The sequence below is a fragment of the Pseudomonas sp. JQ36 genome (assembly GCF_053851495.1).
The window spans coordinates 1,822,559-1,848,598 of record NZ_CM132642.1; the positions used below are offsets into that span (position 1 = coordinate 1,822,559).

At 61.8% G+C, this 26,040-nt stretch carries 17 protein-coding genes; 5 read left to right on the forward strand and 12 right to left on the reverse strand.

Annotated elements, in window-relative coordinates:
- The first annotated feature begins 59 nt into the window (after positions 1 to 59).
- The 4 genes from ACS4NR_RS08155 to ACS4NR_RS08170 all read left to right on the forward strand — a co-directional run bounded on the left by ACS4NR_RS08155 (position 60) and on the right by ACS4NR_RS08170 (position 3,480).
- On the forward strand, positions 60 to 917 hold the full coding sequence (locus tag ACS4NR_RS08155; RefSeq protein WP_166495796.1) for a glucose 1-dehydrogenase: 858 nt from the start codon (positions 60 to 62) through the stop codon (positions 915 to 917).
- 87 nt (positions 918 to 1,004) lie between these two features.
- Entirely contained in the window at positions 1,005 to 1,616 is a 612-nt protein-coding gene (locus ACS4NR_RS08160) for a Yip1 family protein (protein ID WP_456019653.1), read from the forward strand.
- Positions 1,617 to 1,652: 36 nt separating this feature from the next.
- Positions 1,653 to 2,996: a cation:proton antiporter gene (locus tag ACS4NR_RS08165; protein ID WP_253149891.1), complete on the forward strand. Its 1,344-nt coding sequence runs from the start codon at positions 1,653 to 1,655 to the stop codon at positions 2,994 to 2,996.
- A gap of 187 nt (positions 2,997 to 3,183) precedes the next feature.
- Positions 3,184 to 3,480 carry a hypothetical protein gene (locus tag ACS4NR_RS08170; protein ID WP_007967009.1) on the forward strand — a complete coding sequence of 99 codons (297 nt, stop codon included), beginning with the start codon at positions 3,184 to 3,186 and terminating at the stop codon, positions 3,478 to 3,480.
- A gap of 54 nt (positions 3,481 to 3,534) precedes the next feature.
- Here the strand turns inward: ACS4NR_RS08170 and ACS4NR_RS08175 are convergent, their stop codons facing one another.
- From ACS4NR_RS08175 to ACS4NR_RS08190, 4 genes are all read right to left on the reverse strand, one after another.
- Positions 3,535 to 4,071 (reverse strand): hypothetical protein, encoded by a 537-nt coding sequence (locus tag ACS4NR_RS08175; protein WP_003224989.1) that lies wholly within the window; start codon positions 4,069 to 4,071, stop codon positions 3,535 to 3,537.
- 66 nt (positions 4,072 to 4,137) lie between these two features.
- Positions 4,138 to 6,060, reverse strand: coding sequence for a PAS domain S-box protein (locus tag ACS4NR_RS08180; RefSeq protein WP_456019655.1), 1,923 nt, complete (start codon positions 6,058 to 6,060; stop codon positions 4,138 to 4,140).
- A gap of 76 nt (positions 6,061 to 6,136) precedes the next feature.
- Positions 6,137 to 8,428, reverse strand: coding sequence for a helicase C-terminal domain-containing protein (locus ACS4NR_RS08185; RefSeq protein ID WP_456019656.1), 2,292 nt, complete (start codon positions 8,426 to 8,428; stop codon positions 6,137 to 6,139).
- Positions 8,425 to 10,077, reverse strand: coding sequence for a VRR-NUC domain-containing protein (locus ACS4NR_RS08190; RefSeq protein ID WP_456019657.1), 1,653 nt, complete (start codon positions 10,075 to 10,077; stop codon positions 8,425 to 8,427). Before ACS4NR_RS08190 ends, ACS4NR_RS08185 begins: the two co-directional genes overlap by 4 nt.
- A 205-nt stretch (positions 10,078 to 10,282) precedes the next feature.
- On the opposite strand from ACS4NR_RS08190, the gene ACS4NR_RS08195 reads away from it, so the two are divergent.
- Positions 10,283 to 10,507, forward strand: a complete 225-nt coding sequence (locus ACS4NR_RS08195) for a YgdI/YgdR family lipoprotein (protein ID WP_064590001.1) — start codon at positions 10,283 to 10,285, stop codon at positions 10,505 to 10,507.
- 109 nt (positions 10,508 to 10,616) lie between these two features.
- Here ACS4NR_RS08195 and ACS4NR_RS08200 read toward each other — a convergent pair whose 3' ends face one another.
- The 8 genes from ACS4NR_RS08200 to ACS4NR_RS08235 all read right to left on the reverse strand — a co-directional run bounded on the left by ACS4NR_RS08200 (position 10,617) and on the right by ACS4NR_RS08235 (position 25,944).
- Positions 10,617 to 10,991, reverse strand: a complete 375-nt coding sequence (locus ACS4NR_RS08200; RefSeq protein ID WP_095135954.1) for a hypothetical protein — start codon at positions 10,989 to 10,991, stop codon at positions 10,617 to 10,619.
- Positions 10,992 to 11,214: 223 nt separating this feature from the next.
- A complete protein-coding gene (locus tag ACS4NR_RS08205) occupies positions 11,215 to 13,068 on the reverse strand; it encodes a polyurethane esterase (RefSeq protein WP_456019658.1) in 1,854 nt (617 codons plus the stop codon).
- 216 nt (positions 13,069 to 13,284) lie between these two features.
- Positions 13,285 to 14,973 (reverse strand): polyurethane esterase, encoded by a 1,689-nt coding sequence (locus ACS4NR_RS08210; RefSeq protein ID WP_456019660.1) that lies wholly within the window; start codon positions 14,971 to 14,973, stop codon positions 13,285 to 13,287.
- A 55-nt stretch (positions 14,974 to 15,028) separates the two neighbouring features.
- Positions 15,029 to 18,115 carry an autotransporter domain-containing protein gene (locus ACS4NR_RS08215; protein ID WP_456019661.1) on the reverse strand — a complete coding sequence of 1,029 codons (3,087 nt, stop codon included), beginning with the start codon at positions 18,113 to 18,115 and terminating at the stop codon, positions 15,029 to 15,031.
- Positions 18,116 to 18,346: 231 nt separating this feature from the next.
- The gene (gene eprS, locus ACS4NR_RS08220) at positions 18,347 to 21,298 is read right to left on the reverse strand and encodes an autotransporter serine peptidase EprS (protein WP_456019662.1); all 2,952 of its coding nucleotides are present in this window, start codon (positions 21,296 to 21,298) and stop codon (positions 18,347 to 18,349) included.
- Positions 21,299 to 21,455: 157 nt separating this feature from the next.
- Entirely contained in the window at positions 21,456 to 22,820 is a 1,365-nt protein-coding gene (locus tag ACS4NR_RS08225) for a TolC family outer membrane protein (protein WP_456019663.1), read from the reverse strand.
- A 2-nt stretch (positions 22,821 to 22,822) separates the two neighbouring features.
- Complete coding sequence (locus ACS4NR_RS08230) at positions 22,823 to 24,172, reverse strand: HlyD family type I secretion periplasmic adaptor subunit (RefSeq protein ID WP_095135966.1); 1,350 nt, start codon at positions 24,170 to 24,172, stop codon at positions 22,823 to 22,825.
- Entirely contained in the window at positions 24,169 to 25,944 is a 1,776-nt protein-coding gene (locus tag ACS4NR_RS08235) for a type I secretion system permease/ATPase (protein ID WP_456019664.1), read from the reverse strand. Before ACS4NR_RS08235 ends, ACS4NR_RS08230 begins: the two co-directional genes overlap by 4 nt.
- Positions 25,945 to 26,040: the final 96 nt, after the last annotated feature.

Sequence of the window (26,040 nt, forward strand, 5' to 3'; positions counted from 1 at the left end):
CACGGCAAACCGTCCGGGTCAACCACCCATACCTGCCCTGAGAACCTCGGAGATTTGTGATGACCGACTATCCAAAACCACCCTTCCCCGCACAAGCCCAAGCCGTCCCCGGTGCGCAAAGCAAAATGCAGCCTTACCCCGACTGTGGCGAGCAAAGCTACGTCGGCTCCGGGCGGCTGGCCGGCAAGATTGCGCTGATCACCGGCGCCGACAGCGGCATTGGGCGTGCGGTGGCGATTGCCTTTGCCCGCGAAGGCGCAGATGTGGTGGTGGCCTATCTCAATGAACATGATGACGCCAAAGAGACCGCACGCTGGGTTGAACAGGCAGGCCGCCAATGCCTGCTGCTGTCCGGCGACCTCGCGCACAAGGCCCACTGCCAGGAACTGGTGGACAAGACCGTCGAACGCTTCGGGCGCATCGACATTCTGGTGAACAACGCCGCGTTCCAGATGACCCACGAGACCTTCGAAGAAATCCCCGACGACGAATGGGTGATGACCTTCGACGTCAACATCACCGCGATTTTCCGGCTGTGCCAGGCGGCGATCAAACACATGCGTCCCGGTGCCTCGATCATTAACACCAGCTCGGTCAACTCGGACATGCCCAAACCGACCCTGCTGGCCTATGCCACCACCAAAGGCGCAATTGCCAACTTCACCGGCGGTCTGGCGCAGATCCTCGGGCCGAAAGAGATCCGCGTGAACTGCGTGGCCCCAGGGCCGATCTGGACGCCGCTGATCGTCTCGACCATGCCCGATGAAGAGGTGCAGAACTTCGGCGGCAACACCCCGCTCGGCCGCCCGGGGCAACCGGTGGAAGTGGCGCCGATTTACGTGCTGCTGGCCTCCGATGAAGCCAGTTACATCACCGGGCAGCGCTATGGCGTGACCGGCGGCAAGCCGATGCTCTGAGCGGCGCGAGAAAAACTGAACCTGGCGGCATGACGTCCCTCCATACCTTTAAGAGCCCCAACCGGTCCGCAGGATCAGGAGGTCGTCATGTCCGCCCCGCTCATCAAACTCTTCACCCAGCCCAACTTCGTCTGGACTGACATCCGCCGCGAAGAAGAGGCCCATCCCCGCCACTATCTGGCGCATCTGCTGCTATTGGCGCTGATTCCCGCCGTGTGCCTGTTCCTCGGTACCACGTATGTCGGCTGGAGTCTGGCAGCCGGCGAGACCGTACGCTTGAGCACGGCCAGTGCACTGCAACTGAGCATTCTGCTGTATGTGGCGATTGTCGCCGGGGTCGCGATCATCGGCGGGTTCATCCGCTGGATGTCACGGACGTTCGACGCATGCCCCACGCTTAACCAATGCATCGGTTTCGCCGCCTATACCGTGACGCCGTTCTTCGTCGCCGGGATCGCCGGTCTCTATCCGAGCCGCTGGCTGGCGATTCTGGTGCTGGGTGCCGCGTCGGTGTATTCGACGTTCCTGCTGTTCGTCGGCCTGCCGACGTTCATGCATGAGCGTAAAGAACAGGGCTTGCTGTACTCGGCCTGCGTCTGGGGCGTCGGCCTGCTGGTGATGGTGACCATTCTGGTGTCGATGATTCTGCTGTGGTTCAACGTGCTCTCGCCCGAGTACCTGCGAACTACCGTTGGTTAACCCGGTGCCAACGCTGTCGTCGATGGACGACCGGACATGAGCTTTGTCGTGTGGGTCGCGGTGCTGGGCGCCGTGTTGCTGACCCTTGCGCTGACCTCGTCATACCTGCGCTGGATGCCGGTCACCACGTCGGCGGTGTGCCTGCTGCTGGGGATCGGCATCGGCCCCAGCGGTCTGGACTTGCTGAAGCTGTCACTGGAAAACGCCTCGGTCTGGATGGAGCACCTCACGGAAGTGGCGGTGCTGTTTTCGCTGTTTGTCTGCGGGCTGAAGTTGCGTCTGCCACTGCGCGACAAGCGTTGGCGGATTGCCTTCGGGCTGGCCGGCCCGGTAATGGTCTTGACCATTGCCGGGGTCAGTGTATTGCTGCATTGGGGCCTGCAATTGCCTTGGGGGCCGTCGCTGTTGATCGGGGCGATGCTGGCGCCGACCGACCCGGTACTGGCTGCGCTGGTACAGGTCAACGATGCGCGGGATGTTGACAGTGTGCGCTTCGGTCTGTCCGGTGAAGCCGGGCTCAACGACGGTATCGCTTTTCCGTTCGTGATCCTCGGGCTGTTGCTGTTGCAGGCCGATGCGCAACCCGGTGCTTTGACCGATTGGGTGCTGCACGGTCTGCTCTGGGCGGTGCCGGTGGGTTTGCTGACCGGTTACTGGATGGGTCGCGGCATCGGTCGGTTGACCCTGTCGCTGCGCATCCGCAACGATGACAGCACCCTGAGCCCGAACGACTATCTGGCGCTGTCGCTGATTGCCCTGGCCTATGTCGGCGCAGATGCGATTGGCGGTTACGGTTTTCTGTCGGTATTCGCCGCCGGCCTCGGCTTGCGCCAGGAAGAAGTCAAATCCACCGGCGCCAGCCAGCCGCCGGCCGAACATCTGGTGCAACCGGTGGTGGGCCATCAGAACATCGAACCGCAGGACGCGGTGCACGGCGATACCGAACGACTGGAAAGCAGCCAGGTCGCCGCCGGCATCATGATGGGCGACATGCTCTCGTTCGGCAGCCTGGTGGAACGGGCCATGGAAGTGTTTCTGGTGACCCTGCTCGGTGTGGTGCTGGTGCCGCATTGGGACTGGCGGGCATTGGTCATCGGCGCGGTGCTGTTCTGCGTGGTGCGTCCGCTCTGCGTCGCGTTGATGCCTTGGGGCACCTTGCTCGACGGTGGTCAGCGGCTGTTGATCGGCTGGTTCGGCATTCGCGGGATCGGCAGCCTGTTCTATCTGTTTTATGCCTTGAACCACGGGCTGAGTCCTTCAGTCGCGACGTTGTGCACCAACATCACCCTGTCAGTGGTGGCATTGAGCATTTTGCTGCATGGCATCAGCACCCAGCCGCTGCTGGCCCGCTACGAACAACGGCAAAAACGAAAAAACTGATTTTTCAGACGGGAATCACTTGGGTAATTAATCGAAGTTTTTTCTGAAAATAAATGGATCCCTCGACCAAAGCGGACAGTCACAAGCATAACCCCTCGCTGGAAGCACTCGGCGGGGTCCGGCAGGTTCGGTTCCCCTGCGGCTTGCAGCCCATGAAAAGGAATCTTTGGATAACAAGGTCACGGTCATGAAAGAATGCTCGACTCCTGCACAAATCAAGGCTTGCAGGGCTTTGGCCCTGGAACGCAATCGTCAATTGTTCGAAGATGCCCACGCCCTCAACCGAGCGGCTTACGAGCTGCTGGAAGCGGACAATCTGGACCTCGAACAGTTTGAGCACTATCGAGCACTGCGCCGCAAAGCCGATGCGAAGTTCGAGGAAGCCATCGATCACCTGTGTGTCCTCAACGAAGACTTCCCGCCGATTCCGATGTCGCCGCATCATTCGCAGGAACTGCGTCGGCAGCTTGAAACCGTCGAATAAAGCGCGCAAGAAAAAGCCCGGCAGCGATGTCCGGGCTTTTTCTTTGGGCGGCGTTCAGCCCCCGGGGTTGGTTACCTGAATGAACACCGCGTAAGCCCCGAGCAGGATCCAGAACGTAGCGAAAATCCAGGGCGTGCGCACCGAAAACAACAGCGACTTGCGATAGCCCTTGTGGCTCGACTCCATCTCGCTGAACAGCGGCGACTCGTCGTAAGCCATGCCCATGATCGGCTCGCTGCGCAACAACTCGCTCTGCTTGTAGTGCCAGTGATCGATGATGTCGTACGCCGCACGAATCCCCGGCCAGGCGTTGAGCGAACTGAGTAGCCCAAGCAGTGCGAGAAACGGCGGCACCACCAGTGTGAACAGCTTGCCCCACTCAGGGTTGAGGTTGGCCATGCACGAAGCAAAGGCAATCACCAGAAACGACTGCGCCGCCAGATAGGCATCGGTGCGATTGGCAAGGATGCTGGTTTCGTACTGGATTTCCTTGCGATAGAAATCCAACCGTTCCTTGGGTGAGCCGAACATCTTGGCGTCATGTTCGGTCAAGTGTTCTTCAGCGGTGGGCTGGGTCAGTATGCGAGGCAAGGGACGCGCACTCCATGGCGGGGAAACCTTTTAGAAGGCCCTCGCCACGGACAAGTTCAGGCGGATTCACTTCATCGAGCGGGCGATGATTTCCATCAGGTTGAGCTGGGTGAACGGCTTGGGCAGACGCGGCAATTGCGCGGCGAAGCCTTCCAGACGTTCGGCGTAACCGGTGGCCAGGACGATCGGCAAATCCGGTTTGAGCAGACGCACCGCATGCGCCAGTTGCGCGCCGCTCATGTGCGGCATGGCCATGTCGGTGATCATCAGATCAATTACTTCGCCCTGCTCGAACAACGTCAGCGCCCTGGCACCGGACGTCGCGCTGAGCACCCGATGGCCAAGGTCTTCGAGTAGCAGCGTGGTGCTGGTCAACACTAACGAGTCGTCGTCGACCACCAGCACGCTGAGGCGTGGCACGGTGAGCGGTTCGCTGCCCGGCTGCACCGTTGGGGACCGTGCACCATGCGCCGCTACCGGTAACCAGAGTTCTGCTGCCGTGCCCTGCCCCTTCTCGCTCTTGAGAATAAAACGGCCACCGAGCTGCTCGATGAAACCATGCACCATCGACAGCCCCAGCCCGGTGCCTTTGCCCAGGCCTTTGGTGGTAAAAAACGGATCCCGGGCCGAGGCCAGCGTGTGCTCGTCCATGCCTTCGCCGGTGTCGAGCAGACTCAGGCAGACATAACGTCCCGCTGCCATGGTCGAGTGGCTCTGTTCAAGGACGACTTCCGCCCAGGCGCTGATCACCACTTTGCCGCCATCGGGCATGGCGTCGCGGGCATTGGTCGCCAGATTGAGCACCGCCAGTTCCAGTTGGTTGGTATCGGCCAGCACCGGTTCCAACCCTTCGGGCAGCGAGGTTTCGATGCTGATTCCCGGCCCCAGCGAACTGCGCAGCAGCCCGGTAATGCCTTGCACCAGTTGCGCGATATCGACCGGTTCGGTCTTGAGCTCCTGACGCCGGGCAAACGCCAGCATGCGTTGGGTCAGCGATACGCCGCGCAGCGCACCTTGTGTGGCATTTTCCAGCAGGCGATTGAGTTTCGGGTCGTCACCCACGCGCTTGCGCACAATTTCAAGGTTGCCGAGGATCACCGTCAGCAGGTTATTGAAGTCGTGGGCAATGCCGCCGCTGAGCTGACCGATGGCCTGCATCTTCTGCGCCTGGAACAGTGCCTCGCGGGTTTTCTCCAGGGCCTGCTGCGACTCATGGACCTCGGTCACGTCACGGGTGATTTTTGCGAAGCCGAGCAACGTCCCGGTCTCGCCACGAATGGCATCCACCACCACATGGGCGAAGAATCGGCTGCCGTCCTTGCGCACCCGCCAGCTTCTGTTTTCGAAACGCCCTTCCCGCGCCGCGATTTCCAGCGCCCGTTGCGGTTCGCCGCGCTCGCGGTCTTCAGCGGTGTAGAAAATCGAGAAGTGCTCGCCAATGATTTCTTCCGGCCGATACCCTTTGATCCGCTGGGCGCCCTGATTCCAGTTGGACACCCGGCCGTCCGGGCTGAGCATGTAGAGCGCGTAGTCCGTGACACCCTGCACCAGCAGGCGAAACTGCTGCTCGCTTTGCTTGAGGGTTTCTTCGGCCATTTTGCGGTCGGTCAGGTCGCGGGTGATCTTGGCAAAGCCCAGCAGCGTGCCGTCCGGATCGATGATCGGGTCGATCACCACATGGCACCAGAAATGCGTGCCGTCCTTGCGAACGCGCCAGCCTTCGCCTTCGTATCGCCCTTCGCGGATTGCGGTGTCCAGCGCCCGTTGCGGCAAGCCCGCCGCGCGATCCTGCCCGGTGTAGAAGCGCGAGAAATGCTCGCCGATGATTTCTTGCTTCTCGTAGCCCTTGAAGCGTTTGGCGCCAGTGTTCCAGCTGGTGATGATGCCGTCCGGATCGATCATGTAAATCGCATAATCGACCACCGCATCGATCAGCAGACGGAAACGCATCTCCTCGATCGCGGCAGTTTTGCTCGGGTTGTCACTCATCAGGTTCACCGCTGGTTTTCGTTAGTGCAAGTATGCGGCAATCCGGCGCCATGGGAAGGTGCAAACGCGCGTCAATTCACGACGTGATCAAAGTGCTCGCTGCACACGAGTCTGTACCGAGCGACCACCAGCGCGGCAACAGTTGCTGAATACGCGGTTCGGCGAAGCGGTCATCGATCAGCATCACCACACCACGATCCTCGCGGGTGCGGATCACCCGCCCGGCAGCCTGCACCACTTTCTGCACACCCGGATACAGATAGATGTAGTCGTAGCCGGCGCCGAAAATCGCCGCCATGCGCCGTTTCAACTGCTCGTTGATCGGGTTGAGCTGGGCCAGCCCCAGGGTCGCAATGAACGCGCCGATCAGCCGTGCTCCGGGCAGGTCGATGCCCTCGCCGAACGCACCGCCCAACACGGCGAAGCCGATGCCCTGGCTGTCGGCGGTGAACTGATCGAGAAAGGCCTGCCGTTGCCCTTCGGCCATGCCCCGGGATTGCTGCCACAGATTGATCTGCGGATGGCGTTCAGCGAGTAGCGTCAGCACTTGTTGCAGGTAATCGAAGCTGCTGAAGAACGCCAGGTAATTGCCCGGGCGCTCGCTGAACTGGCGGGCGATCAGCTCGACGATCGGCTCCAGCGACGCCTGCCGATGATTGAAGCGCGTGGAAATCCGGCTGACGATCTGCACCTGCAGCTGTTCGGCACTGAACGGTGATTCGACATCGATCCACACTGTGTCGGAGGGTGTGCCGAGCAGGTCGGCGTAATAGCGCCGCGGGCTTAGCGTCGCCGAGAACAACACGCTGCTGCGCGCCGCTTTCAGGCGCGGGCCGATGAACGCCGCCGGCACCACGTTGCGCAGGCACAACTGCGACAGCGGCCGCTTGCGCTCGAGGTCGCGCTTGCTGATGTCGAACAGGTAATGCTCGTCGAACAGCTCCGCCACCCGGCCGAACTGCAGCATGTCGAAATAGAAGGTTTGCAGCGCGCTGTCGAGTCCCTGCGGATGATCATTGAGGTAGTCGCCGATGGCCGCGCTGCACAGGGACACCGCTTGCAGCAGTTTCTCCGGGGCCTTGTCGTAGGCCTGATATGGCGCCAGTTGCGGCTGATGCAGCGCGTTCCACTCGCGATTGACCCGTTGCAGGGATTTTTTCAGCACTTCGGGGGCCGTCTTGCGCACACTGGCCAGCGCGGCCTGATCGAGACTGGCGCTGTACATCGAACGCCCGCGTTCGACCAGATTGTGCGCTTCATCGGCCAGCACCGCGACTTTCCACTGATTGAGCTGGGCCAGACCGAACAGCAGCGCGCTGAAATCGAAGTAATAGTTGTAGTCCGCCACCACCACGTCGGCCCAGCGGGCCATTTCCTGGCTCAAGTAATACGGGCACACCGCGTGCTGACGGGCCACTTCGCGCATCGCCGCCTGATCGAGCAGATTGATCCGGCTCGCCGCTTGGCGGGCGGCGGGCAGGCGATCATAGAAGCCCTGGGCCAACGGACAGGATTCACCGTGACAGGCTTTGTCCGGGTGTTCGCAGGCCTTGTCGCGGGCGACCATCTCCAGCACCCGCAGCGGCAGGTTTTGCGATTGATCGAACAACACCTGACTGGCATCCAGCGCCAGCTTGCGCCCCGGGGTCTTGGCGGTCAGGAAGAACACCTTGTCCAGTTGCTGTGGCGCCAGCGCCTTGAGCATCGGGAATAGCGTGCCGAGGGTTTTACCGATCCCGGTGGGCGCCTGGGCCATCAGGCAACGGCCGGTGCTGACCGCTTTGAACACCGATTCGGCCAGATGTCGCTGGCCGGGGCGAAAGTCGGCGTGGGGAAAGCTCAATTGCTGCGCGGCCAGATTGCGCGCCTCGCGGTGGGCCATTTCCTGCTCGGCCCAGTCCAGGAACAACCGGCATTGTTGTTCGAAAAAGGCCTGCAAGGCGGGTGCATTGAAGGACTCGACCAGACAGGTTTCCTTTTCGCTGACGATGTCGAAATACACCAGCGCCAGATTGATCTGCTCAAGTTCAAGCTTGCGGCACATCAGCCAGCCGTAGATCTTCGCCTGCGCCCAATGCAGCTGCCGATGGTTGGCCGGTTGCTTGCTGAGGTCGCCGCGATAGGTTTTGACTTCTTCCAGACAGTTCTGCGCCGGGTCGTAGCCGTCCGCCCTGCCCCTGACTTTCAATTGCAGAAACTCGCCTTCCAGCGCCACTTCGCTCTGGTATTTGTCGCTGCGCCGCGAGGCCACAGTGCGGTGACCGAGCATGCCTTCGAGGGCTGTCGGCGATGGGGTAAACCGCAGGTCGAGGTCGCCGGTCTTGGCGGTGAACTCGCACAGCGCACGCACCGCAATGCTGTAGCTCAAGCGCTCTGCTCCGCCCATTGCACGTAGCACACGGCGACCGGCATCTGATGTTGGTGACAGAACTCCAGCCAGCGCAGCTGGTTGTACTGCAAGCGGTCACCGGGGCCTTTGACTTCGATCATCCGGTAGGTCTTGTGCTGCGGCCAGAACTGGATCAGATCGGGCATACCGGCGCGGTTGGCCTTGATGTCGAGCAGCAGCCGATTGAACCAGTGCTTGAGGTGTTCGGCCGGCAAGCACGCCAACGCCTGTTCCAGCAATTGCTCGTTCAACGCGCCCCAGAACACGAACGGTGACTGCACGCCCCATTTGGCGGTGAAGCGCTCACGAATGGTCTCGGTGTAACGCCCGTCGTCGAGTTGGTCGAGACAGGCCTGGAACAGTTCGGCCCGGCGTTGCTGAAAGTCTTCGTTGAGCAGGTCCACCGGCCCGCGCTGGAACGGATGAAAGAACGCCCCCGGCAGCGGCGCGAATATCGCCGGCCAGCACAGCAGGCCGAACAGCGAGTTGATCAGGCTGTTCTCGACGTAATGCACCGGGCCGCTGTCTTCGTGCAGATGCGCCTGCACGTAGAACTCCACCGACATTCCCGGATCAGTGCGCGGCAGTTGCAGATCAAGGCGCTCGACCGGGCGTGGCGTTGCCCGTTTGAGCGGTGGCCCGCCGAGTTTGCGTCGCAGCCGTGGCAGCATCCGTTGCAGGCTCTGCTGTTCGGCGGCGCTTTCCGGCGCCTGTTCGGCGAGGCTGGCGAGCTCCAGCGCCAGTGCGTATTCGCCGCAGCGCTCCAGCACGCGGATCATTCGCTGACGAGCGCCGGGGTAGGCACAGTTGCGGTAAATACTCAGGGCCAGGGCAAACTCGGCGATGCGCTCGCAATACTGGCCGATCTGGAACAGTACCTTGCCGCGCCGCCGTTGCAGCCACGGGTTGTCGAACTGCAACGCGCAGACCTGCTCGACGATGATCTCCAACGGCTCACCGGCCTCGAAGCGTTGCTGGCACTGATGCAGGAACAGACAGGCGTCAACGTCTTCACGGCTGCGCAGGCCGCGGGAGTCGGAGCAGAACTCGACTTTTTCGTAGGTAAAGATCCCGAGGTCGGCGAGGACGAATTCCGACCAGTCCTGGTACAGGTTGCCGAAGAACATCAGACGCAGGCGGTCGCACACATCCATGATGGTCAGGCTGAGCAAGCGGTCGCCGAGCGTCGGCGCCCAATCACAGAGGCTGCGCGACTCGCTGAATTGCTCGGCGAGCGCCGGCAGCCAGTCGTCCTTGCGGCCCTTGGGTTGCTCGATAAAGCTGCCGAACGCCTGCAGCAGTTCGGCCTTGAGCAACACGTCGAACACTTCGGCCACGCTCAACAAAGCCTGATCGTCGAGCCAGCCGTGACGCAACAACGGCTGCGCGGCGCTGCTGATGTCCCCGATTTCCGGGTAATTGAGTTTGCCGAGGCGGAAATGCACGCCCTTGCGCATTATCATGCGCACCAGCAAAGCCTGCGAAGTGCGTGGCAAGGCCTTGAAGTCGCGGATAAAGCCGTGCTCGGATTCGCTCATCACATCGGCATAGCGAAGGTCAAGCCAATCAAGCACTTGCCGGAAGTTGTTGAGGTAATAAAACGGATCGTCGAGCGGATTGGCAGTCACGGGAATTCAGGGCCATGGCGAGCGAATACTGGTTATGCGTACAGATACCAGCTCTGCCCTGTCTCCTGCAAACGGAAAAAGATCAGTGGCAGCGGCAATCGGGATTTTTTCAGGGTGCCATAGAACTTTTCCCGGTTCGACGGCACCAACCGCGTTAGAGACCGGATACGGTCAATTGATATGGAATGAGGTATTTGAGGTGGGTATGAACATCAAGACTCTGGGTCTTCCCCTGGCGGTAGCAGCCTTCCTGGCATTGGGCGGCTGCTCGACACCGACCGTGGTGACCTTGCAGAACGGCACTCAGTATTTGACCAAGGACATGCCGAAAACCAAGAACAAGGATGGCTTCTATGAATTCGAAGATATTTCCGGAACCAAGGTGAGAGTCCGCGGCGACGAGGTCGCGACGGTGCGCAAGGAAGACTGACACCCCGCTGTACGGGTAGGAGCTGCCGCAGGCTGCGATCTTTTAAAGGCAAGATCAAAAGATCGCAGCCTGCGGCAGCTCCTACAGAAGCCAATCAAAGTACTGGGCGTTATTCGAAAGCAGGCAAACCCACAATGCTGTTGTCACAGCTGAAATAATGCTCGCCCCGCCGCGCCAGCTCGGCTTGCAGACGCCGGCAGCGCTCCAGATCCTGCTGGGTCATGCGGTCGATGCTCAGGTTACCGGTGGCTTGCGCCTGTTTGTCGTCACCCCGCCGAAACGTCACGAACGGCTGTTCGGGCTGGATCTGAAACAGGCTTTTCTCTTCGACCGGCTCGGCTGCTTCGGTCTTCGCCGGTTTCGGCAATTGGTCACTGCTGATGCCATAGCGGCTCAGAATCGAGGTTTGAGGCAGATCGGCCCAGGCATTGGCCGATAACAGCGCCAGTCCGACAATCCCGACATACCCCTTGAACCTTTTCACGTGTGCATCTCCTGTACTCAATGGCGGCTGGCTATAGAACGTGTGTGCACGTGCTGGCTTTAGGCCGCTTCTGCTGTTTGCAGAGCTTTTGAGTCAGGGTGTGGCTGTCGAGTCACTTTTGATACCAGGTTGTGGCGAGGGAGCTTGCTCCCGCTTGAGCGCGTAGCGCTCACAAAATCTTCAGAGCCGCTAGCAAGCTCCCTCGCCACAGGTTACGGATGTATCAGGCGATCACAATTCCATCGGCACTGAGGCTATTCAGCGCCACCCCAACCAGCGTCACCGAATCACCACCAAACTTCAGCACCGTGTCCTGCCCCACCATCGAGGCATGCGCGCGGAAGTCATCATTGGGCAATACACCCTGCACGCCAAGGAACACCAGTTTGTCGTTGGCCGTAAAGCCAACCACCCGGTCCTGACCGAACGCGCCATTGAACAGGAACGTATCCGCCCCGCCCCCGGACTCCATCAGGTCATTGCCGGCGCCACCGACAAACACGTCGTTGCCCGCGCCGCCGATCAAGTGGTCGTTGCCATCCAGGCCAAACAACCAGTCACCGCTGGCATTTGCCTTGAGCGTGTCGGCGCCGCTGGTGCCTTTGACGCTGGACTCATACTGCGTGACGTTGCTGCCGACCTTCAAGCCGCTGGCCGTGACGCTATGGGTCACGTCGTCCTTGAACAGCCCCCAGAGAAAACCTGGCTCCTTGGTGACGATGCTGCCGATGTCGCGGGTGATGCTGATCCCGCCGTTGGCGTCGCGCACGTACAGGTTGCCGGCGCCGTCGTTGGCGAAGTCGAAGGTGTTCACCGCTTTCTGCAAGTCGAGGGTGTTGTTGCCGGCGCCACCGAGAATCACGTTGTAGCCGCCACCGTCACGGAACGTGTCGTTGCCGGCGCGGCCTTCCAGATAGTCATTGCCGCTGCCGCCCTGGATCAGGTCGTTACTGTCGCTGCCGATGATGAAGGTGCTGCCCTTGTGGGTTTCGGCGTTGCGGTTGAGGTCCTGCACCCAGGTGTTGGCCCGCGCCGGATCCGACAGGTTGGCGACGATGATCGTCGAGTCCTTGCTGGTCAGATCGTAGAACTTCGACTCGATGATCCGGTTCATGCCGTCGCCGTAAGCGGTCGGCAGGTGCGAGATCCAGGTCGGGATGTTGAGGATGGAGAACGGCAGCAGATTCCACGCGGTCGAGGCGTAGTGATCGTTGAAGCTGACGATGTTGTCGGTGGCCGACTCCTTGGGTGCGTCGTGCACGCCGATCGAGGCGCCGGTAAAGGTCGAACCGTCGAGGGCGCGGAACACCGGATCGTTTTCGTAACCGACGTTGAGCACTTTGTCGGTGCTGCTCTGGGTCGGCGAGGCGTAGGCGATGTAGTTGGAATCGGCGAAGAATCCGCCCCACTTGCCGCCACTCAGATCGGCCATGCTGTTGACCGCCAGCCCACCGAGACTGTGGCCGCTGACCAGCACATCCTTGCCGCTGAGGCCGTTGGCCTTGGCGAACGCCACCACGTCATTCAGTAGATTGCCGAACGCTTCGCCAACGTAGTTCTTGGCGTAGTCCTTGGGGCCGAAGGCTGCCAGCAGATCGTTGATCACGTCGCCGATGGAGTCGATGATCAGGTTTTCCCGAGGGCCGCTGGTGCCGCGAAAGGCGATACCGATTTCGGTGAGATGGCCCTGAGCGTCGTACTTGCCGAGGATCTCGACCTGAGCGGTGGTGTAACCGGCCTTCTCGCCGAAGAAGGTTCCGCGCGCGTCGGTCTTGCCGTCGTAGCCCAGTTGCGAGGCGGTGATTGGTGTCCAGCCAGCCTTTTTCACGGCGTCGAGGGCGAGTTTTTCCGAGTCGGGGTTCCACGGAATCCCGGGAATCACCCCTTGCGAATCAGTACCGCCAAGCAGCGCGGTGACCAACGTGGCCGGCAGGCCGAGACCGAAACCGTTGTGCTGATAACCGGCGGCAAAACCGTTATCGAGGTTGTGATAGGAATACAGCGTGATCGCCATGGCATCGCTGAACAGCGCCTTGGAATCGGCTGTGCCGAAGTTCTTGTAGTCATACACACCCATTGCTATTGCCTCTCTTTTGTTGGAATTGTCAGAGATAGCTCACAGCCAGGGCGCCCCTCACGGGCACGCCCCGGAGCATTTCAGTACTACTTGCATTGCTTTTAACTGTAGGAGTGAGCCTGCTCGCGATGAGACCGTGTCAGGCAACATGGATGGAGACTGACTCACCGCGATCGCGAGCAGGCTCACTCCTACAGGGTTTGTCTTAACAAGGAGCTAGGCGAACACGAACGCCGAGTCCGACAGGTTAGCCACTCCCACCCCGACCAGGGTCACGGCATAGTCGCCAATCTTCAGCACGGTATCAGCCCCCGACTGTGCAGCATGCTGCTTGTAGTCGTAGCCCTGCCCCGCGCCTTCGACGCCCATGAACACCAGTTTGTCGCTGCCCTGATAGCCATTGATCGCGTCGAAACCGAACGCGCCGCTGAACAGGAAAGTGTTGTTGCCTCCCACCGCCGTCATCACGTCATTGCCGGCGCCGCCGACGAAGGTCACGTGTCCCTTGTCGCTGATCAGCTTGTCATCGCCACCCAGACCGAACAGCCAGTCACCGTCGGCGCTGGCGTGCACTGCGTTGCCGTAGGCATCGCCGTTGAGCGAATGGGTGTACTGGGTCAGTTCGCTGCCATTGGTCAAGCCCTTGGCCGTGACGCCCCAGGTGATTTCCTTGCTGCCCCACCACGACCCCGATTCCTTGCTCACCAGCGCGCCGATGTCGCGGGTCATGCTGATGCCGCCGTAAGCGTCACGCACGTACAGCGTGCCGTCACCGTCATTGGCGAAGCTGAAATTCTGCAGCGGTTTCTGCAGCTCGAACGTGTTGTGGCCCTGGCCACCGAGGAGGACGTTGAAACCACCGTCATCGCGGAAGCGGTCATCGCCGCCCAGGCCTTCGAGGAAGTCGTTACCCGCCCCGCCCTTGAGCCAGTCGTTGCTGTTGGTGCCGATGATGAAGGTGCTGCCGGTGTGCGGCTCGCCGCTACGCCCCAGATCCTCGACCCAGGTCTTGCCCCGGGAAGCTTCTTCCAGGTTGGAAACGATGAGGGTCGAGTCCTTGTGCGTCAGGTTGTAGAACTTCGAGTCGATCACCCGGCTCAAGCCATCGGCATACCCGAGCGAGCTGTGGGCCGACCAGTTCAGCGGATTGACGATGCTGAACGGCACCAGGTTCTGCGTGGTGGACGCATAGTTGTCGGTGAAGTTGACGATGTTGTCGGTGGTCGACTCATGCGGCCCGTCGTGCTTGCCCAGCGACCCGCTGCTGAACGTGGTGCCGTCCAGCGCGCGGAACACCGGATCGTTTTCGTAACCGATGTTCAGCACGTTGTTGCCGGTGCTGCTCTGGGTCGGCGAGGCGAACGCGATGTAGTTGGCGTCCTTGAAGTACCCGCCCCAATTACTGCCGCTCAACTCGGCCACGCTGTTGACCCCAAGGCCACCAAGGCTGTGGCCGCTGAACAACACGTCCTTGGCGGCGATGCCGTTGGCCATGGCGAATGCAGCGACAGCCTTGAGCAGGTTGTCGAAGGCGTTTTTCGCGTAGTTACTCGCGTAATCCGATGGCCCGATGGCGGCCAGCAGGTTGTTCTTCATGTCGCCGAAAGTATCGCTGTAACCCAGCCCGCCGGTGCCGCGAAAGGCCACGCCGAGGCCGATCAGCTTGCCGCCGGCGTCGTACTTGCCGAGCACTTCGGCCTCGGCGCTGGTGAAGCCATCCTTCTCGCCGAAGAACGTACCTTGCGCGCCGACCTTGCCCTGATAACCCAGTGCCGTCGCGTTGAGCGGTTTCCAGGCGGTGGCCGGCAACGGCTGGCCGGTTGGCGTATAGGCATACAGCGTCAGTGCGATGGCATCGCTGTACAACGCTTTGCCGTCGGCATTTTTATAATCGAACAATCCCATGTTGTGCTCTCTCTTCCTTCAAAACCGGCAGCCCGCGAGGACTGCCGGCACGCTTTTAGAACTGCCAGTCGAGGGTCAGACCCACACCGTGGTCTTTCTCGTTGTTACCGATCAGTCCGTTGTAATCCAGGTTGACCCGGACATCGCGATTGAGCGCCAGCCCGGCGCGCACGCCGACCAAGGCTGCATCACGATCCATCGACACACTCTGTACGGTGAACGCGCTGTTGCCATTGGCGAAGGCCAGGTGGCTGTCAGCATCGACATTGCTCAGGTTGTGCTGCCAGCCGAGGGTCGCGCCCAGTTCCAGCTGATGTTTGTCCGACAGCGCGAAGCTGCGCTTGGCGCGCACGCCAAGGGTCGACAGCACCACGTCGCGGTTGTCTTCGCCGCTCTTGAGCGCCGCAGCATCACCCTTTTCGGTGAAGCTCTCGGTGTTCAAGTGCACGTACGACAGATTGGCGAACGGCTCCAGGTTCATCGGTTGCAGGCGCAGATCGTAAGCCGCTTCGGTGAACACCTGAGTGGTCGCCGCATCGTGCTTGGTTTTCTCTTTGCCATTGACGCCCGCGAACTGCAGATCACGTTTCACGTCCACGCGATGCCAGCTGTAAGCGGCACCGGCGGTCAGACGCAGCGCATCGACCTGATGCCCGAGGTACGCGCCCAAATGGTAGCTGTCGACCGAGGCCGAAGAATGCGTACCGCCGCCCATGTTCAACGAACTGTCGCTATAACCGGTAACGAAACCCAGACGGGTATCTTCAGCGATCAGGCCGTCGACACCGGCCAGTAGACCGCCGATGGAGCTGTTGGAGTCGGCGTTTTCGTGGCCGCCATCGCTCTTGCCCCACGACCCCAGCACCTTGACCCAGGCATTGCTGCGATCGTCAGTCGGTGCGTCGGCATTGAACAGGTCACGCTCGCGCAGACGCTCGCCCACTGCCTCACGCAGGTAGCGGCTGTCGTTGATCAGCATGGTGCCGATGGCCGGGTGAATTTCCCCGGACAGTTGCTGGAAGGCTTGTTGCGCCGACGCCGCGTTCGGCGACAACAGCAAGGTTTCGAACAACGCATTGCCCGCGCCCAGCCCTTCGGCAGCCGCACCAACCGCACGTTGGTTCGGCGTCAGACCGACACTGGCGAACGACGCGCCGTTGCGCCCGACGTCCAGTTGCACACCGCTCGCCGAGTACGCCAGGGTGCCGCCGAGAAACGCATAGTTCGGCAGCACTTGCCCGAACTGGCCTTGAATGCCACCGGCCGCTTGCAGGATGTTGAACTGCGAACCCAGCAGGCTCTGCACTTCGGTGGTGCTGAGCAGGGTCGGGCTGTTTTCCAGCGACAGACTGACCGTGGCGCCATCGATCACGGCTTTGCCACCGGCAACGATCTGGTCGCTGCTGGTCGGCGACACTTCCACCGCGTAGGTCGAACCGCGCTCGAAGGTCACGTCACCGGCCACGTTCAGGGTGCCGATCGAGTTGCCCGGCGCGACGGTACCACCGCTTTTCACGGTCAGCGCGCCGATACGGCCGTTACCACCAAGGATGCCGCTGTCGTTGACCGTGACTGCCGAAGCCAGCGACCCATTGATCGCCAGTCGCCCCTGATTGACCAGAGTCGGGCCGCTGTAGGTGTTGTTGCCGGTCAGCACCAGTGTGCCGATGCCCTGCTTGGTCAGGCCGCCGTGACCGGAAATGTCGTTGCGCCAGGTATCGAGGCCGCAGGTGATGTCGTTGCACACGCGCTCGGTGGGTTTGCCCTTGTCGAGGATCGCGCCGATGCCCGGCAGGTCCGCGACGAACTGCCCGGAACCGTAGGCACCCTGAATGCGGAATTCTTCCGGGATGTCCTGCTCGGTGACGAACATCGACGGGCCATCAATGCCTTTGCGCAGGTTGATCATGCCCCAGCCGTACAAGGCGTCGATGCCCGGTGCGCCGAGGTCGGTGGCGGTGGTACGCAGTACCGTGGCGACCTGATCGCCAGTCATGTACGGGAAGCGTTCCATCAGCACCGCCATCGAGCCGGCCACGTGCGGCGCGGCCATCGAGGTGCCGTTGTAGTTTTTGTAGGCGGTGGTCAGGTTGTCGGCGTTGGTACCTTCGATAATCGAGCTGAAGATTTTCGTGCCCGGCGCCGAGACGCAGAGACTCGCGGTGTAGCCGCAGCGCGAGGAGAACGTACTCATGATGTACGGGTTGGCGCTGGCCTGGTCCGGGTTCTGCTGCAACGCGGCGACGGTGATCCAGTTCGGCGCGATGTCCGGCACGAAGTAGCCGAGGCCGGCGATGGCGTCCGGGTTGTTCAGGTTGTAATCGTTACCGGCAGCGAAGATTGTCACGATACCGCTGCGGGCGGCGGCAATCGCACCGTCGTAGGCTCCGCCGGGCTTGGTGCCGAGCAGTGTGCGGATCTCGTTGAACTGCACTTGCGCGTCGTTGACGGTGAAGTGCGGATACGCCGGATCGCGCCCACCGAGGTCGAAACGATCGGTGATGCCGATGCCCCAGCTGTTGTTGATGATCCGCGCGCCACTGGCGATCAGCGCATCCCAACCGGCCTTGTACACCGCACCATCGTTGCCACGGACGATGCCGTCTTCCGGGCCCGGGTCGCCGTTGTCGGCGCTGATGATCTGCGCACCGAACGCCACGCCGTGCATCGGCCCGCCATCGCGGCTACCGGCAGCGATGCCACCGACGTGGGTACCGTGGGCGCCGAGCTTGCCGTCGGAGCCGACCGAGGGCGAACCGTCATAACGGAACGCATCGCCGGCTTTGACCGGGATATACGGGTCGGTGTATTCGCGGATCCCGCTGGTGACCAGGGTGATGACTTTGTTGGTGCCGGAAAACTCCGGGTGCGCGGCATACACCGGCTGGTCGAAGATCCCCAGTTTCACGCCTTTACCGGTGTAACCGGCGGCGTAGGCGTGATCCGCGCCAATGGCGCCCAAGCCCCAGTCAGCCTTGAATTCGGCACTGCGCCAACTGGCGGGATCACCACCGCGGCCGCTTTCCACATAAGGCGCCGCGTGCGCGGAGCCCCATGTGGCCAGTGCGCAGAGTACGGCGCAATTGAGGGTTTTCATGGCGAAGCGACCGCCCGTTTGCGCGGGGGTTTTGTTGTTATTCATCCAGCGACCTTCCTTAGTGTTGTTGCGAAAAAAACGTCTATTCCAATCTCATGAATGCTGCTTCATGTGGCGAGGGAGCTTGCTCCCGCTGGGGCGCGAAGCGGCCCTCTGCGTTCTTCCAGTCGAACTCTGCTGGGCGGATTTACGACTGCTGCGCAGCCGAGCGGGAGCAAGCTCCCTCGCCACAGGTATGTGCCCACAGCGCCTACAGGGATACGCGTACGCCCTCCGTCAGAACTGCCAGTTCAGGCTCAGCCCCACGCCGTGGCTCTTCTCGCGGTTGGCCAGTTGCCCGTTGTAATCGAGGTTGACCCGCACGTCCTTGCTCAATGCCAGGCTGGCTTGCACGCCGACCAGCGCCGCGTCACGCACCAGTGCCGAACTCTCGACCGTGTACGGAGTGCTGCCGCTGGCGAAGCGCAGATGCTGTTCGGCGTCGATGTCGCTCAGGCTGTGCTGCCAGCCGAGGTGGCCGCTGACGTCCAGTGCCTGTTGCGTCGACAGATTGAAGCGCTTGACCGCGCGCACACCGAGCGTACTCAGCACCGCATCACGCTGGTCGCCGGAGCTTTTCAGCGCCGCCGCGTCGCCCTTTTCCGTGAAGCCTTCGGTATCCAGATGCACATAAGCGAGGTTGGCGAACGGCTCCAGCGCCAACGGTTGCAGGTTCAGCCGGTAAGCCGCCTCACCGAAAACCTGCGTGGTCGCCGCATCGACTTTGGCTTTCTGTTTGGCGCTGACGTCGGCGTATTGCAGATCGCGCTTCACATCGGCGCGATGCCAGCTATAGGCCGCGCCGGTGCTCAGGCGCCAGGCGCCGATGTCATGACCGGCGTAAGCGCCGAGGTGATAGCTGTCGACCTTGGCCGACGAGTGCGTGTCCGAGCCCATGTTCAGCGAGCTGTCGCTGTAACCGGTGACCAGACCGATGCGGGTCTGCTCGTCCAGCGCGCCGTCGACTCCGGCGAGGAGACCACCGATTGAGGTGCTGTAGCGCGAGGTGTCGTTACCGGAATCGGTCGAACCCCAGGCGCCGAGAGCCTTGATCCAGCCATTGCTTTGCGTGGCGTTGGCATCGTGCAGACGTTCGCCGACCGCGTCGCGCAACTGGCGACTGTCATTGATCAGCATCGAGCCGAGGGCCGGGTAGATTTCGCCGCTCAATTGCTGGAAGGCTTGCTGCGCCGATGCAGCAGACGCCGACAGCAGCAGGCTTTCGTACACCGAATTGCCGGCGCCCAAGCCTTCGACCGCACTCGCCACCGCACGCTGATTCGGGGTTTGCCCGACGCTGGCGAACGAGGTCGCATTGCGCTGGATGTCCAGTTGAATGGCATTGGCCGCGTAGTCGAGGTTGCCACCGATGAACAGGTAGTCCGGCAGCACCGCGCCGAACTGGCCTTGAATGCCACCGGCCGCTTGCAGAATGTCGTACGAATGGCCGAGCAGGCTGCGGGTTTCAGTGGTGCTGAGCAGGGTCGGACTGTTTTCCAGCGACAGGCTGACCGTGGCACCGCTGATGCTCGCGCTGCCGCCAGCGACGATGCGGTCGCTGCTGGTCGGCGACAGCTCGACCGCGTAGGTCGAGCCTGGGGCGAAGGTCACGTCACCGGCCACGTTCAAGGTGCCGATGGAATTGCCCGGCGCCACGCGGCCGCCGCTGTTGGCGATCAACGCACCGATGCGCCCGGAGCCACCCAGAGTGCCGTTGTCATTGACGGTCACTGCCGAAGCCAGCGAACCGTTGACGCTGAGCAAGCCCCCGTTGACCGTGGTCGGGCCACGGAAGGTGTTGTCGCCGGTCAGTAGCAAGCGCCCTGCCCCGGACTTGATCAGGCTGCCCTGATAGACCCGGGTCGCCGCTGCGGCATCACGGGCCATACCGACGGCGTAGTCGGTCTGGTCCTGCTGACTGGCGCCGGCCGGAATACCGTTCTGCCAGCCCTTGTCCTGCAGGGTCTGCTGCCAGGCGCTGTGTTCGGCGAGGTCTTCGCGCTGACGCTGAATCAGCGCCTTGTCGGAGATGTCATTGCTCCACACATCGCTTTGCCCGGCGGCCAGATTGGCATCGAACGCGCCGAGCAATTGCCCCGGCCCGTGCATCGCCCGATTGAGGTTGGCCACGCCCCAGCCGACCCGCTCGGTCGGCGCATCGGTGACCGAACCGTCGAGTTGCGTGGCGGTGGTCAGCAGCACTTCCAGCGCCTGCTGGTTGTTCATGTACGGGTAGCGTTCCATCACCAGCGCCAGGGCCCCGGTGGCGTGCGGCGCGGCCATCGAGGTACCGGACTTGATCGCGTACCCACCGTCCGGAATGGTGCTGTCGATCTTCGCCCCCGGCGTGGTGATGCACCAGTATTTGGCGATGCCGCACTGGTTGTACTTCTGCTGATTGCTCTGATCCAGCCCGGAAACTGCCAGCCAGTGGCCTTCGAGGTCCGGCTGAAAGTACGGCAGCGCCGAGCGCACGCTGGCGTTCGGGTAGCCGCTGTTGCCGGCGCTGAACACGTTGATCACGCCACGGCGCGAGACATCCGCCGCCGCGTCGAGCCAGGTGCCCTGATTCCAGTGCTGAGCGTACGCGGCGTGCAGATCGGCCAGAGTGCGGTAGCTGACATCCGGCGGCTGGCTGCCCCAACTGTTGTTGATCGCGCGCACACCGGCATCGGCCAGAGCGTCGTATACCGCTTTGAAATAACGCGGATCGGGTTTCGGGCCGAACAGGAAGCTGTCGTTGTTGTTGGTGTTGCCGACGTAGATCTGCGCGTTGTACGCCACGCCGTGCATGCCATTGCCGTCACGGCTCGCGCCCATGGTGCCGACCACGTGGGTGCCGTGGGAATCGTTGTTGGGATTGAGCGTGCCGTTGACGTTGAACAGCGAGCCGTCGACGTAACTGCCGGAGGCCAGCACCGGCTGATAGCGCTCGCTGGCGAACTCGGGATGGGCGGCGTCGAAACCGGAATCGAGGGCGCCGATTTTCACGCCTTTACCGGTGATCCCGGCGGCGTAAGCCTTATCCGCCTGCATCCGCGCCAGGCCCCAGTCGCGCTGGAATTCGGCGCTGCGCCAACTGGCGGGATCGCCGGGCTTGCCGGTTTCAAGGTACTGCGCATGGGCTTGCGCGATGGAAACTGCGAGCAACAGGCTGCCGACCGCTGCCGGCTTGATGCGTACTTCCATGTTCACCACTCACTTTTCTTATTGTTTTGCAGGCACTGACAGCCAGATCAAAAGATCGCAGCCTTCGGCAGCTCCTACTGGGATTGCTGTGTTCTATGTAGGAGCTGCCGCAGGCTGCGATCTTTTGCTCTGCTTTGCTCCTACAGGATTTTCAGTGTTACTGGGTTTTCGGACCTTGTCCGAACGCCTCATCCACCCGTGCCAGATCCTGTTCGTTCAATGTCCCCGCGTAGTAATGCAGCTTGGTCCAGGCCATCAAATAGTCGTAGCGCGCCTGGGCCAGATCGCGGCGGGTGGTAAACAGTTGTTGTTCGGCGTTCAGCGCATCGAGGTTAGTCCGCTCGCCGCCGAGAATGCTTTGCTTGGTCGACACCACCAGCGCTTCAGCCGAAGCCAGAGCCTTCTGGTAGGCGCGCAGTTTGTTGACCCCCGACAGGCAGGCGCTGAACTGGCGGCGCAGTTCGATCAAGGTTTCGCGGGTCTTGCCATCCAGTTCGTATTCCGCCTGCTCCATGGTGCGGCTGGCCTGACGGGTCGAGGCCGATACCCCGCCACCGGCATACAGCGGCACGTTGACTTCAAAACCGATGGTGTTGGTGTCATAGCGCTGGTTATAGGTGTTGCCGCTGTCCGATTCAGTCTTGCGGATCGACGCATAGGCACTGACTTTCGGCAGGTGCCCGGCGCGGTTGCGCTCGACTTCATACTTGGCCACTTCCACCGCTTGGCGTTGCGACGCCAGATTGGGGTTGTTGCTGATCGCCAGCTCATGCCAGGTGTCGTAGTTGGCGGGCATCAGCGCGAAGGTCTGGAAATTCTGATCCAGTGGCGCCAGCTCGCTGATGTCCACCGTCTGCACGCCGACCAACGCCCCCAATTCACGCAGCGCGGCGTCCTGCTCATTGCGCGCCTCGATCTCTTCGGCGGTCGCCAGTTCATAGCGCGACTCGGCTTCCAGAATGTCGGTGCGCGTGCCCTCGCCCTGTTTGAACATGTGCTCGTTCTGCTGGAACTGCTGCTCGTAAGCCTTCTTCTTGGCCTGGGCGATGTCGATCTGATCCTGGGCGAACAAGGCCTTGGTGTAGTTATCGAGCACCCGCACCAGCAGCTCCTGACTCTTGCCGCGAAACGCTTCGTCGGCGAACAGCGACTGCGCCACGCCTTTGCGATACGCCGCGTAGGCTTCGTAGTCGAGCAAGGGTTGCTGCAAGGTCAGGGTCGAGCCGTAACTGTTGTAGTTGCGATCTTCGGTCAGGTTGCCGCGATTGGTCAGTTGCGTGGCCTTCGAGGTGTTGTGACCGCGGTTGTAGTTGTAACCCAGTCTCGGCAACAGCCCGGCACGGCCGATGATGCGGTTTTCCAGGCCTGCGTCGCGCTCCTTGATCGCGCCGAGGAACACCGGGTCGTTGCGCAATGCCTGTTCGTAGACTTCGAATGGCCCCATGGCCGCCAGCGCGCTGTTTCCTGCGAGCAGCGCGAACGCTGCTCCCAACATCGAAAGCTTATTCATACAGCCGAACATCCTTATTCTTCAGTCAACGCAGAGCCAGCGCGATCGAGCAATGGTTTGAACAGGTAGTTGAGCAGTGAGCGTTCGCCCGTGCGCACGAACATTTCCGCCGGCATACCGGGCTTGATCACCAGGCCTTGGAGTTTCTCCATCGCCTGATCACTGACGCTGCTGCGCAACACGTAGTACGGCACGCCGGTTTTCTCGTCGACCATCTGGTCGGCGGAAATCAGGCTGACCTCACCCGGTACACGCGGGGTCTTGCTCTGGTTGAACGCGGTGAACAGGATATCGACCGGCAGATGCGTGCCGACCTTGTCGATCAGGTTGATCGGCAAGTGCCCTTCGACTTCCAGGGTGGTGCCTTGCGGGACGATCTCCAGCAGGGTTTCGCCCTGACGCACCACGGCGCCTTCGGTGTGTACGCCAAGGTTGACCGCCACGCCGTCGGCGGTAGCCAGAATCTCGCTGTGCTGCAGGTCGAAACCGGCAGAGGTCAATTGCTCGGACAGGGTCACGCTTTTGAGCTGCGCGTCGGCCAGTTGCGTGCGCACTTCCTTCTGATATTCCTCGCCATGCTGTTGCAGCTTCAAGCGCGATTCGAGAATGCCCTGCTCCACCCGGCCGCTTTCACCGGTGTTCTCGGCCAGTTGCTGTTGCACTTGCGACAGCTGCCGCTGGTATTCCATCAAACGGTTGCGCGGGATGTAGCCGTTGTCCGCCAGCGGCTGCAGGTTGCTCAGTTGCTGTTGCAGCGAATCGGCCTGGGCATTGAGGTCGGTACGGGCGCGGCGCATGCCCGCCAATTGCGCGGTGGCACCTTCGATGCTGGCGCGCAGCCCGGCCTGCTCGCGGTAGAACGCTTCGCGGCGGCTGCTGAACAGTTGACGCTGACCTTCCAGCACCAGCGCCAGACGCGGGTCCGGGTCATTGCTCAGTTCCGCAGGAAAGGTGATCTCTTTGCGGTTGTCACGCTCGGCCTGCCAGCGCGCGAGGCTGGCCCAGGCCATGCGGTATTGCGCCTGCAACGACTGCACGTCGGCGGCCACCTGGGTCTGATCGAGACGGAACAGCGGCTGGCCCTGTTTGACGATCTCGCCTTCGCGCACCAGGATCCGGCTGACCACGCCGCTGCTCATCGACTGCACAGCCTTGCGCTTGCCCGAGACCACCACGGTGCCTTGCACCGGAATCCCCTGATCCAGCGGCGCCAGTGCGGCCCAGGTGAAGAAGCTGCCGGCGCCGACGATGGCCAGAATCCAGCCCATGCGGGCGAAGAATTTCGCATCGCGCTCCGGGCGCTCGGTGACATACGCGTGTTCCATGCTCGCTTCGTTTTCAGTGTTCATGCTGGCGCTGCTCATACACCCGAATTCCTTGTCGTGGGCTGGTACTGCCGGCTCATGCTGAGCCCGCCCGGTGCCTGCGCAGATTTTTCCCGTTGTTGTTCCTGGGCGCCGGACAGCGCCTTGAGGACTTCCTGACTGGCGCCGAACGCCTGCAAGCGGCCATCGTTGAGTACCAGCAGTTTGTCCGCCTGAGCCAGTACCGAAGAGCGATGCGTCACCAGCACCACCGTGGTGCCCTTGGCCTTGAGCTGGGCGATGGCGCTGGCCAGCGCGGCTTCACCGACAGTGTCGAGGTTGGAATTCGGCTCATCGAGCACCACCAGGCTCGGATCGCCATACATCGCACGGGCCAGGGCCACACGCTGCTTCTGACCGCCGGACAGACCACTGCCGTCCTCGCCCAGTTGCGTGTCGTAGCCTTGCGGCAGGCGCAGGATCATTTCGTGCACGCCGGCCTGTTGCGCGGCCGCCACGACTTTTCCCGGGTTGGCTTCGCTGAAACGGGCGATGTTCTCGGCGATGCTGCCGCTGAACAGTTCGATGTCTTGTGGCAGATAGCCTATGTACGGGCCGAGCTCGTCGCGGTTCCAGCGATGGATGTCCGCACCGTCCAGGCGCACCGTGCCGCCGAGGGTCGGCCACACGCCGACCAGCACACGGGCCAGGGTTGACTTGCCGGAACCGGAGGCACCGAGCACGCCGAGCACTTCTCCGGCGCCCAGATTGAAATTGATCATCTGCAAGGTTGCCGCGCGCTGCCCCGGAGGGCCGGCACTGACTTGCTCGAAAGTGATCTGGCCTTTCGGCGCCGGCAGCGCCATGGCGTCATCACTCGGCGGGAACGCCTGCAGCAAGGAGTCCAGACGACGGTAGGCCAGTTTCGCCCCGCTCCACTGTTTCCATACGGCGATCAACTGATCGATCGGGCTCAGCACGCGGCCCATCAGGATCGAACCGGCAATCATCATCCCGGCGGTCATGTCGCCCTTGATCACCAGCAACGCACCGAGGCCCAGCACCAGCGATTGCAGGCACAGACGCAGGGTCTTGCTGATCGAGCTGATCACCGCACCGGTGTCGCTGGCCTGATTCTGCAGGCCGAGGAAACGCGAGTGCACACCGAACCAACGCTTGCGCAACGCGCCGAGCATGCCCATGGCCTGAATGGTTTCCGCGTTGTGCAGGTGGCTGGTCGCCAGTTGGCTGGATTTCTGCGAGTAACCGGCGGCTTCGCCCAGCGGTTTTTTGGTCATGTATTCATTGAGGCACGCCAGCGCAATCAGCAACAGCGCACCGGCGGTGGCGAGCACGCCCAGCCAGACGTTGAACAGGTAGATGACAAACAGATAGACCGGGAACCAAGGCGCATCGAAAAACGCGAACAGGGCCGGGCCGGTGACGAATTGGCGAATGTGGGTCAGGTCGCCCAGCGATTGCCCGGCGTTGCCCTCGCCCTTGAACAGGTTCCGCTCGAATGCCGCCTGATACACCCGCAGGTTGAAGCGGCGCTCCAGTTGGCTGCCGATGCGGATCACGATGAAGCTGCGGATCACTTCCAGCATGCCGATGAAGGCAAAGAAGCCGACCACCATCAACGACAGCATCGCCAGCGTCGTTTCGTTCTGCGAAGACAGTACGCGGTCGTAGACCTGCAGCATATAAATGGAGGGCACCAGCATCAGCACGTTAATCAGTGCGGTAAAGCACCCGACGCTGATCAGAATGCTTTTATAGTCACCCAAAGCCTTGAACAAGGGAGCGGTGGCTGGGGCCTTCGCCATCTTCATTGATTCTTCCTGAAATGATAGATCCCGCCAGACTTCGGCGAGCGCTCAATTAATGTTCCGCCTACCTGCGAAAGATGTTTTGCAAGTACCCGCTTA